Consider the following 8556-nt stretch of genomic DNA (forward strand, 5'->3'; position numbering starts at 1 on the left):
ACTTCAAGATTAGCCTTTCAACACGTAATTGGGACAGAGCCATAAAAAAGGCCCCGTCACGGGGCCTTGGGGAGTGGTTGTCGTCCGGCATCAGGCGGGCTGCTGGCCCGGCAGGGCATCGGAGTTGGGCTCCACCTTCAGCTCTTCACCCTTCATGTTCTTGATGTAGACATCCATCTGGTTGAACGCGATCTCGATGCCGTTCGCCTTGAACAGGGCGTCTATCTTACGGTTCAACTCGTCCACCGTCGGGTTGCGATCGCTGAGCTCACTCACGAAGAAGCGCAGCTCATGTTCCAGGGTGCTGGGACCGAAGGTGAGGAAGTAGACGATGGGAGCCGGATCCTTCAGCACGCGGCTGTTCTCGTCGGCCGCCTGTTTGAGCAGGGTGCGGGTCAGCTCCAGATCCGAGCCGTAAGCCACCCCCACCCGTACGATCACCCGGGTGACAGTGTCACTCAGCGACCAGTTGATCAGTCGCTCGGTCATCAGCACCTTGTTGGGGATGATCACCTCTTTACGGTCGAAGTCGGTGATGGTGGTAGAGCGGATACGGATCTTGGAGACGGTGCCGGAGAAGGTACCAATGGTGACTGTGTCACCAATCCGCACCGGACGCTCGAACAGTATGATGATGCCGGAGATGAAGTTACCGATGATTTCACCCAAGCCAAAACCGATACCGACGGTCAGGCCTGCAGCCATCCATTGTAGTTTTTCCCACTGCATGCCGAGCATGGAGAGCGCCGTCAGGGTACCTATCCCGATTAGCAGATAGTTGAGCATGGTGGTAATGGCGTAGGCGGTGCCTTGGGCCAGGCTCAACTTGGAGAGCACCAGCACTTCCAGCAGACCAGGCAGGTTACGAGCCAGTGACCAGATTGCCCCCAGCATGAAGAGGGCGGTCAGCGCGTCGCTCAGGCTGATCGGGAAGAGCACGGCATTAGCGCCGGTCCCTTCACTGCGGTGCCACAGCACCATGCTGTCGAGGTAGGAGAAGACCGCCACCAGATCAGACCAGAGCCAGTAGAAGGCGACACCGAATACCAGCAGCAACACAGTGCGGGTCAAGCGCAGGGATTGCTGGCTGACTTCTTCCAGATCCATGGGCTGCTCTTCGATGGACTCGCCACCTTCTGCATCTTCCACCGATCTGTGTTCACGCTTGGCGACGGCGCGGCGGTAGGCCAGGCGACGGGCCGCCAGCTCCAGACCACGCAGTGAGGTGCGATAGACCAGGCGCCAGATGATCAGCAGGTAGAAGGATTCCACCAGACGGCCAGTCAGTTTCAGCGCCGTGTAGTAGTAGCCCAGTCCGACCAGCACCATCAGTGCCACCGGCGCCAGCGCCAGGGCACCCGCCGTGATCGACTGTTGCATGCTGCCCTCGCCCTTGATAATGGCGCGAGAGATGGGGAACACCAGATAGGTGGTGAGGCCCAGCAGCAGCAGGGTCAGCGCCTGACCGATAACATCGTTGCCCAGCGACGAGGGCTCTACGACCGCCTTGGTAGAGAGCATGATGAGTGGCAGCAGCGGCAGCCACAGGTAGCGCATGCTGGTGCGCTTGGCCTGCAACACGGCCTTCGGAATGCGGAAGTGCGATTCGGCAATGCCACCCGGGCGCATCACCGTCAGATAGACGCTGAACACCAGATAACCGAGGGCGAGGTTGAGGGTGATCTGGAAAATCAGTTTGGGACTGAGCAGGCCACAGTAAGCGAGCCAAAGACCGGCCGCCAGTATGAACAGGCTACCCGGCAGGCGCTGCAGCACGGTATAGAGCAGAGCGCGCGGGGTATGCCACTGGCTGTCCTGGCGGAAGCGACCAAGGTCTTTGGTGATCTTCTTCTCGCGCTCAATCAGGGTCGGGCGCCGCCATACCAGCAGACCGCCGATCAGCAGCAGCGGAAAGGCCAGCAGGGAGACCCCCAGCAGCTTGGCCCGCCAGCTTTGCCAGTCCGGCTTCAGCACCCAGTCTGAGGCTTGCTTGTAGGCCAGGGCTGGCCAGTTGATGAACCACTTCATGTCGATGGGTTTGTTACTGCTGACCCAGAAGATGTGTTGCTGCAGGGTAAATTCGATGGAAGCGTAGATCCGTGCCAGCTGCTGCTGGGTCAGTTGCAGGCTGATGGCGTTGGTCAGCTGACTGTCGAGTTGACGGTTGAGCTGGTCGAGCAGGTTGATGCGGGTGTCGAGCAGGGTGGCGAGGCTGGCTCTGTCCTCTGCACTGACCGGCTCTCTGCTGTTGGCGATCAGGTTGTCCAGATATTGGTTTTTCTGAAACAGTTGATCACGTTGCTGACTCAGTTCGAACTGGGCCAGATGCAGGTCGGCGATCTGCTCTTCCAGATTTTTGACCAGAGTGGAAGGGGCGGACTCCAGCTGCTGGTAGAGCTGATAGAGGATGCGGGAGAGCAGCAGGTTGCCCTTGAGCATCTGTACCTGTTCGTTCAGGTTGCGCTCTGTCTGGGTGCCGCGTTCCAGCCAGCTCTTGGCTTGCAGGTTGTTCTGCACCAGTTTGTTGAGATTGGTGGTGGCGCTGACCAGTTGCTGGCTGAGCTGATGGTTGAGTTCCTGCTCTTTTTGTACCAGTGGGTTATCGTCGATGGCGACCAGTTCGCCGGTCTGTTCGGCCGTTTTTTCGGTATCGCCCAGACGTTTGGCACTGCTCTGTTCTTGCAGCAGTTGCAGCTTTCTCTCCTCGTTGGCGAGGCGGGCATTCTGGTAGTCCCGTTGCTTGACCGCCAGATCCTGCATGCTGGTGCGGTTATCCAGCTGTTGTTGCAGGTTGGCAAGTTGCAGCTCCAGCAATGCCAGTTCCGTGCCCAGCTTCATCTTCTCTGCGCTGCTTACCCCGTCACCTGCGTTGAGGCGGGTACGGATCCTCTGGCTGTCCTGGTAAGCGCGGCTCATGTTGGCCTGTGCGCGCTCCGGCAGGGTCTGCAGGCTGGTCAGCTGGCTGCTGATGGTGCCGAGGGCCTCCTGGGCATTCTGCATGTTGGCCACGACATCTGGCTGGCGACTCTCCAGCTCGCTCAGGCTCATACGGGCGTATTCGCTCGTGATCTGCTCGTCGCTCTTGTTCTGGGCCAGGGCATCGAGTTTGGCGCTGATATCCCTGAGCTCACCGGGTAGCGCGCGAATGCGTTGGGCCTGGCTCTTGGCCTTGGCCTGTTCCTTCTCGATGCTGTCGAGCAGGCTGAGGGTCTCGGTCAGAAACTTCTGGTCTGTCTGTTGGCTGACGGTGAGGGTATCTGACTTGCCGATGGCATCGAGCGCACGCTGTACGCTGGCCCGTTGGGGCAGGTCTTGCGCCATGGCCTGCGGTACGCAGAGGCTGATGAATAAGCAGAGCAGCGGCAACAGGGTCGCCGAGGCTCTTTTAAAACGTGTTGAGAGCATAAAACTTCCGGGTTATTACGCGATATTTGGGACATTTCCCATTTGAATTCAATCCGCGTGGATTCTAACACCGGGCTTGCACGGTAAGCAGGGGGACAGATAAAAAAAACGGCGCCCACAGGCGCCGTTTCATCGGTTCAGTACGAATTAGAGTACGTGAACGGAGGCGGTGTTGGTGGTGCCGCTCGGTACCAGGGCACCGGAGACCATGACAACCACGTCACCCTTCAGACCCATGCCGCTGGCCAGTGCCGCTTCTTTACCGATGTGATAGAAATCGTCGGTAGAGGCGATGCTGTCAACCACGTGAGCAACCACACCCTTGGTCAGAACCAGCTGGGCAGCGGTCTTCTTGTTGGTGGTGATGGCCAGGATCCAGGCTTGCGGGAAGTACTTGCGAATGGCCTTGGCAGACTTGCCGCCTTCGGTGGCAACCACGATCAGCGGGGCATCCAGCTTCTCGGAGGTCTCGACCGCGCCTTTACATACGGCTTCGGTGATGCGCAGCTTGTTGCTGTCGTTGGCAGCAGACAGGTTGGACGGCATCACGGCGTCGGTACGCTCGCAGATGGTGGCCATGATGGTCACGGCTTCCAGCGGGTACTTGCCCTTGGCGGACTCACCGGACAGCATGACTGCGTCGGTACCGTCCAGGATGGCGTTGGCTACGTCGCCTGCTTCAGCGCGGGTCGGACGCGGGTTCTTGATCATGGAATCCAGCATCTGGGTGGCGGTGATGACCACTTTACGTGCCTTGTTGCACTTGGTGATGATCATCTTCTGGGCGAAGATCACTTCTTCAACCGGAATTTCCACGCCCATGTCGCCACGAGCAACCATGATGCCGTCGGAGACCGCCAGGATCTCGTCGAAGTTATCCAGGCCTTCCTGGTTTTCGATCTTGGAGATGATCTGGATGTTCTCGCCACCGTGGGCTTTCAGGTGCTCACGGATTTCCAGCACGTCTTCTTTCTTGCGAATGAAGGACGCCGCAACGAAATCAACGCCTTGCTCGCAGCCGAAGATGAGGTCGCGCTTGTCTTTCTCGGCCAGGGCCGGCAGCTTGATGGAGACGCCCGGCAGGTTGATGCCCTTGTTCTCGCCCAGATCACCGTTGTTCAGCACTTTACAGATGACTTCACGCTCGGTGATTTCGATCACGTCCAGGCCGATCAGGCCGTCATCCACCAGGATGCGGTTGCCGACGCGCAGGTCGTTGGCGAAACCGGCATAGGTCACGGCCACTTTGTCTTTGTTGCCAACCACGGTCTGGTCGGTGGTGAAGGTGAACGTCTGGCCAGCGACCAAGGCAACGTCGTTGCCGCCTTCCAGTTTGATGGTACGGATTTCCGGACCCTTGGTGTCCAGCAGGATGGCTGCATGCTTGCCGGTTTCGGCCATGACAGCGCGCAGGTTGCTGATACGACCGCCGTGCTCGGCGTAGTCGCCGTGGGAGAAGTTCAGGCGCATGACGTTCATGCCAGCATCCAGCATTTTAGCCAGCATTTCTTTAGATTCGGTCTTGGGGCCGATGGTGCAGACGATTTTGGTCTTTTTCATGTCAGTCTTCATGGTTAAGGAGTTTCCGCCGTGCAATATACACCAGTTTTTGGATACTTTTTATGATCCAGAAACAACGTTTTGACCAGATAACGTTTTCTTTTCAAGGATAACGTTTTCCTCCCGGCTACTTTTTAGGGCATAAATTAACTGGTCCGCGCAGATTTGGCATAAATGTTGCCATATGTATCCAGGCGCCGGCCCGCCTCATCAGATGTGGTAAAATGACGATCCCATCCTGTCATCAAGCCGTCATCAGTCCCGACAAGAATAGACCCGGTGACGGAACATGAGAGCCCCAAGATGACGCCCTATCTGTTGATACTTTCCCTCGCCCTGCTGGTCATACAGGCACTGCCTGCCGCCTGCTGGCCGGGCGATCCTGCCCCCCGGGCTGCCAGTGCCCTTGAGCTTATCGAATTGAAGCAGATGCTGGCCGCCAGCGAACCTGGCCTCTCCCGTGACGCCTGGCGGCAATTGCGCCAGGACAGCCTGCTCGGCTGGCAACAAAGGCCGCACTGAACGGGGGCGGATAACAAGAGGGAGGCCAAGCCTCCCTCTTGTTATCCTGTTTTCAACGGCGCCTTGCTCAGTTGATCTTGCCCATCTCGATGGCGAAGCTGGTGGCCAGCTGGGCAAACTTGAGGGCGTGGCCGGCGGAGGCGTCCGAATTTTTCAGGGTATCCTGCGCGGTGTGGATGTTGGGGTTGTAGTCGTTGAAGCGCGACTCGAACGGCATGGCGGCGGGATAGCCCTGATTGTGCCAGGAGGCGTGATCCGAGCAGCCGTAGCCGCAGCTGTCGTAGCCATAGCTGATTTGCGGCAGGTAGGCATCGAGCAACTGGGCGAGATAGCCAGTCAGGCCCTTGTCCGTGTAATCGGTCATGAAGACGATGTCCTCGACCGAGCCCTGATAGTTGGTCATGTCCAGTTGCAGCGCGGCCAGTACCTTGGTGTTGGCTGCCTTGTAGCGGCTGGCGATGTCCTTGGATCCGCGCAAACCCACCTCTTCTGCCGCATAGCCGATAAATTGCAGGGTGCGTTCCGGCTGGCGCCCCTGCTCGGCGATGACTCTCAGCACTTCGGTCAGCGTGGCGATGCCGGAGGCGTCATCGTCGGCGCCGGGGGCCAGGGTGCTGCTGTTGGGGGCCGAGCCTGCGGTGGAGTCGAGATGACCGCCAATCACCACCACTTCATCCGGATAGCGACTGCCCTTGAGGGTCAGCACCACGGATTGCTGCGGGTAGCCGCTGTGCTTGACCCGGCTGACGCTGGCCCAGGGCAGGGGGGCGCTCAGGCTCTGCCACTGGCTGGCCACCCAGTCGGCGGATTGCACCCCTGTGGTGGTGGTGTAGTAGCGGTTGCGCCAGCTGGCGAGCTTGCTGATGGTGCCGACAATGTTGCCCTGATCCAGATAGGGCAGCAGTCGGTTGACACTGGCGCTCTGAGTCAGCGGTGGTGCGCTGAACAGGTTTTGTGTGAGGGGCTGGGCCATGCTCTGCAGGGCGTCGGCCAGGGTGCTGTGCACCACATAACCACCGCAGCGCTGATGACCTTCGTGCATCAGGTGGGAGAGGGTGCCGAGCTCGCTCGCCTCGATCTGCGCCAGCTGGACGGGGGCGCCGCTGGCACTGAACAGGGGGGCCAGCTTGGCCTTGACTTGCTTGAGTTCGACGCCGCTGTCGGCACCGATCGTGATCCAGACGGGGTCGGCGGCCTGCACGGCGAGGGGCAGCAGGGGGAGCAAGAGGGCGGTCAGCAAGGGTTTCATATCGGATCCTTCCGGGGTGAGTGACAGGTGAATACCATAAATGGGTGTCATAAGACGACCAACTCAGTCTAGTCAGAGGATCGCACGCCGGATCTGCCCATCTGGCGGGTTTCCCCATCCGGTGGGGGTCGCTGCAGGATCTGCTGTTTAGCTGGGGGGAGAGCGGGGTTGGTCAGTGCTTTGTGCTGATGAGAGGGGGAGTGGCAGTCTGGTCGCCGTGCTGTGGTCATTGTGTCCCGGCTGGGGGGCTGACGCAGGGACCCAAAGTGTGCCATGTCGGCCATGTTGTGCCATGTTGTGCCATGTTGTGCCATGTTGTGCCGGGATGGCCGGATTGATCTGGCCGGCCCGGGCGATGGCCTAACCAGGCTCGCTGCTGTTGGGGGTGGCCACAAGCACCAAGGCGACCCTCAGGTCGCCTTGGTGCAGAGACGCGGGCATTTATTGGCCCTTGGCAATCCCCTCGCGCCTCGGATCGGCGGCGCCGAACCAGCCGCCAGCATTGCGTTCGACCCCCTGCAGGCCCGAGGTCTGCTCGCTGAGTACCACTTCGTGGCCTCTCGCTCTCAATCCCTCTACCACACTCTCCGGTGTGCGTCCCGCTTCCAGCTCGGTGGGGCCGTTGCGGCTGCCGAAGTTGGGCAGGTTGATGGCTTGTTGCAGGTTTAGCCCCCAATCCTGGGTGCCGAGCAGCGTCTTGCCCACGTAGTTGATGATGGCGGAGCCCCCCGGGGAGCCCAGGCTCATTTCGAGCTCGCCACTGTGCTTGTCAAACACCAGCACGGGGGACATGGAGGATCGCGGCCGTTTGCCGGGCGCCACCCGGTTCGCCACCGGCAGACCGGCGGCATCCACCGAGGTGAAGGAAAATCGGTGAGCTGGTTGTTGAGCAGGTAGCCGTTGACCATCAGCCGCGAACCGAAGCCATCCTCGATGGAACTGGTCATGGAGACCGCCATGCCGGCCTTGTCGACGATGGAGACGTGGCTGGTGGAGGGGAGCTCAGGGGTCGCATCCTTGCCGCGGGCCAGTGCCAGCGGCGGCGTACCGGGCTGGGCGACCCCCATGGATTGCTCACCGATAAGCTTGCCCCGCTCGACCAGATAGCCCTTGTCCAGCAGCCCCTTCACCGGCACGCTGACAAAATCGCTGTCCGCCACGTACTGGTTGCGATCGGCGAAGGCAAGGCGCGCCGCCTCGCTGTAGAGGTGAATGGCATCGCTTGAGGCGGCCAGCCCCCCCTCAGGCGTCGTCACAGGCTTGAGGGCGGCCATGTTGCGGCTCTCCAGCATACCGAAGATCTGGCCCAGCGCTATCGTGCCGGAGGAGGGGGTCGGGAAGCCGCAGATCTGGCTCTGACGATAGTCAAAGCAGAGGCCGTCTCGCAGCTTGGCACGATAGCTGGCCAGATCGGCCGCCGCCAGCACGCCGGGATTGGTGGGATGCTGGCGCACCTTAGCCACCATGGCTTCCGCTAGGGGCCCCTGATAGAAGGCATCCGCCCCCTGTGTGGCCAGGATCTTCAATACCTGGGCCAGCGCCGGGTTGGTGAGCGTGCTGCCGGCAGGCCTTGGCGTGCCATCCGGCAGATAGAAGTAGGCGCGGGCATCCGGGTCTTTGGCGAGATAGGGGTCTTTTGCCAGCAGAGTGGCGAGGCGAGGGCTGATCACAAAGCCCTGCTCAGCCAGGGTGATAGCGGGCTCGAACAGCGTGGCCCAGGGCAGCTTGCCATAGCGCTGATGGGCCAGTGCCAGTGCCCGCACCGTGCCCGGCGCACCGACAGAGCGGCCACCCACCACGCCGTCGTAGAAGGCCATAGG

Annotated in this window: 4 protein-coding genes and 1 pseudogene; 1 reads left to right on the forward strand and 4 read right to left on the reverse strand. The window is 60.5% G+C overall.

Features of this window, described 5'->3' with window-relative positions; genetic code table 11:
- Positions 1–90: 90 nt before the first annotated feature.
- Both mscK and pykF read right to left on the reverse strand, forming a co-directional pair.
- A complete protein-coding gene (gene mscK / locus AAC083_RS15710) occupies positions 91–3405 on the reverse strand; it encodes a mechanosensitive channel MscK (protein ID WP_108537085.1) in 3315 nt (1104 codons plus the stop codon).
- Positions 3406–3552: 147 nt separating this feature from the next.
- Positions 3553–4965, reverse strand: a complete 1413-nt coding sequence (gene pykF, locus AAC083_RS15715; RefSeq protein ID WP_042035179.1) for a pyruvate kinase PykF — start codon at positions 4963–4965, stop codon at positions 3553–3555.
- A gap of 303 nt (positions 4966–5268) precedes the next feature.
- Between pykF and AAC083_RS15720 the strand changes: the two genes are divergently transcribed.
- The gene (locus tag AAC083_RS15720; protein WP_108537086.1) at positions 5269–5487 is read left to right on the forward strand and encodes a hypothetical protein; all 219 of its coding nucleotides are present in this window, start codon (positions 5269–5271) and stop codon (positions 5485–5487) included.
- 67 nt (positions 5488–5554) lie between these two features.
- On the opposite strand, the gene AAC083_RS15725 is transcribed toward AAC083_RS15720, so the two are convergent.
- Both AAC083_RS15725 and AAC083_RS15730 read right to left on the reverse strand, forming a co-directional pair.
- A complete protein-coding gene (locus tag AAC083_RS15725; RefSeq protein ID WP_108537087.1) occupies positions 5555–6736 on the reverse strand; it encodes a M28 family metallopeptidase in 1182 nt (393 codons plus the stop codon).
- Positions 6737–7177: 441 nt separating this feature from the next.
- Positions 7178–8556 (reverse strand): annotated as a pseudogene (locus AAC083_RS15730) (gamma-glutamyltransferase family protein); the annotation flags it as partial.

The organism is Aeromonas sp. HMWF014, assembly GCF_963878295.1.
Taxonomy (GTDB): domain Bacteria; phylum Pseudomonadota; class Gammaproteobacteria; order Enterobacterales; family Aeromonadaceae; genus Aeromonas; species Aeromonas popoffii.

Coding starts and splice junctions, on each gene's coding strand:
- mscK (WP_108537085.1), bottom strand. CDS start 3,405: ATGCTCTCAACACGTTTTAAAAGAGCCTCGGCGACCCTGTTGCCGCTG.
- AAC083_RS15725 (WP_108537087.1), bottom strand. CDS start 6,736: ATGAAACCCTTGCTGACCGCCCTCTTGCTCCCCCTGCTGCCCCTCGCC.
- pykF (WP_042035179.1), bottom strand. CDS start 4,965: ATGAAAAAGACCAAAATCGTCTGCACCATCGGCCCCAAGACCGAATCT.
- AAC083_RS15720 (WP_108537086.1), top strand. CDS start 5,269: ATGACGCCCTATCTGTTGATACTTTCCCTCGCCCTGCTGGTCATACAG.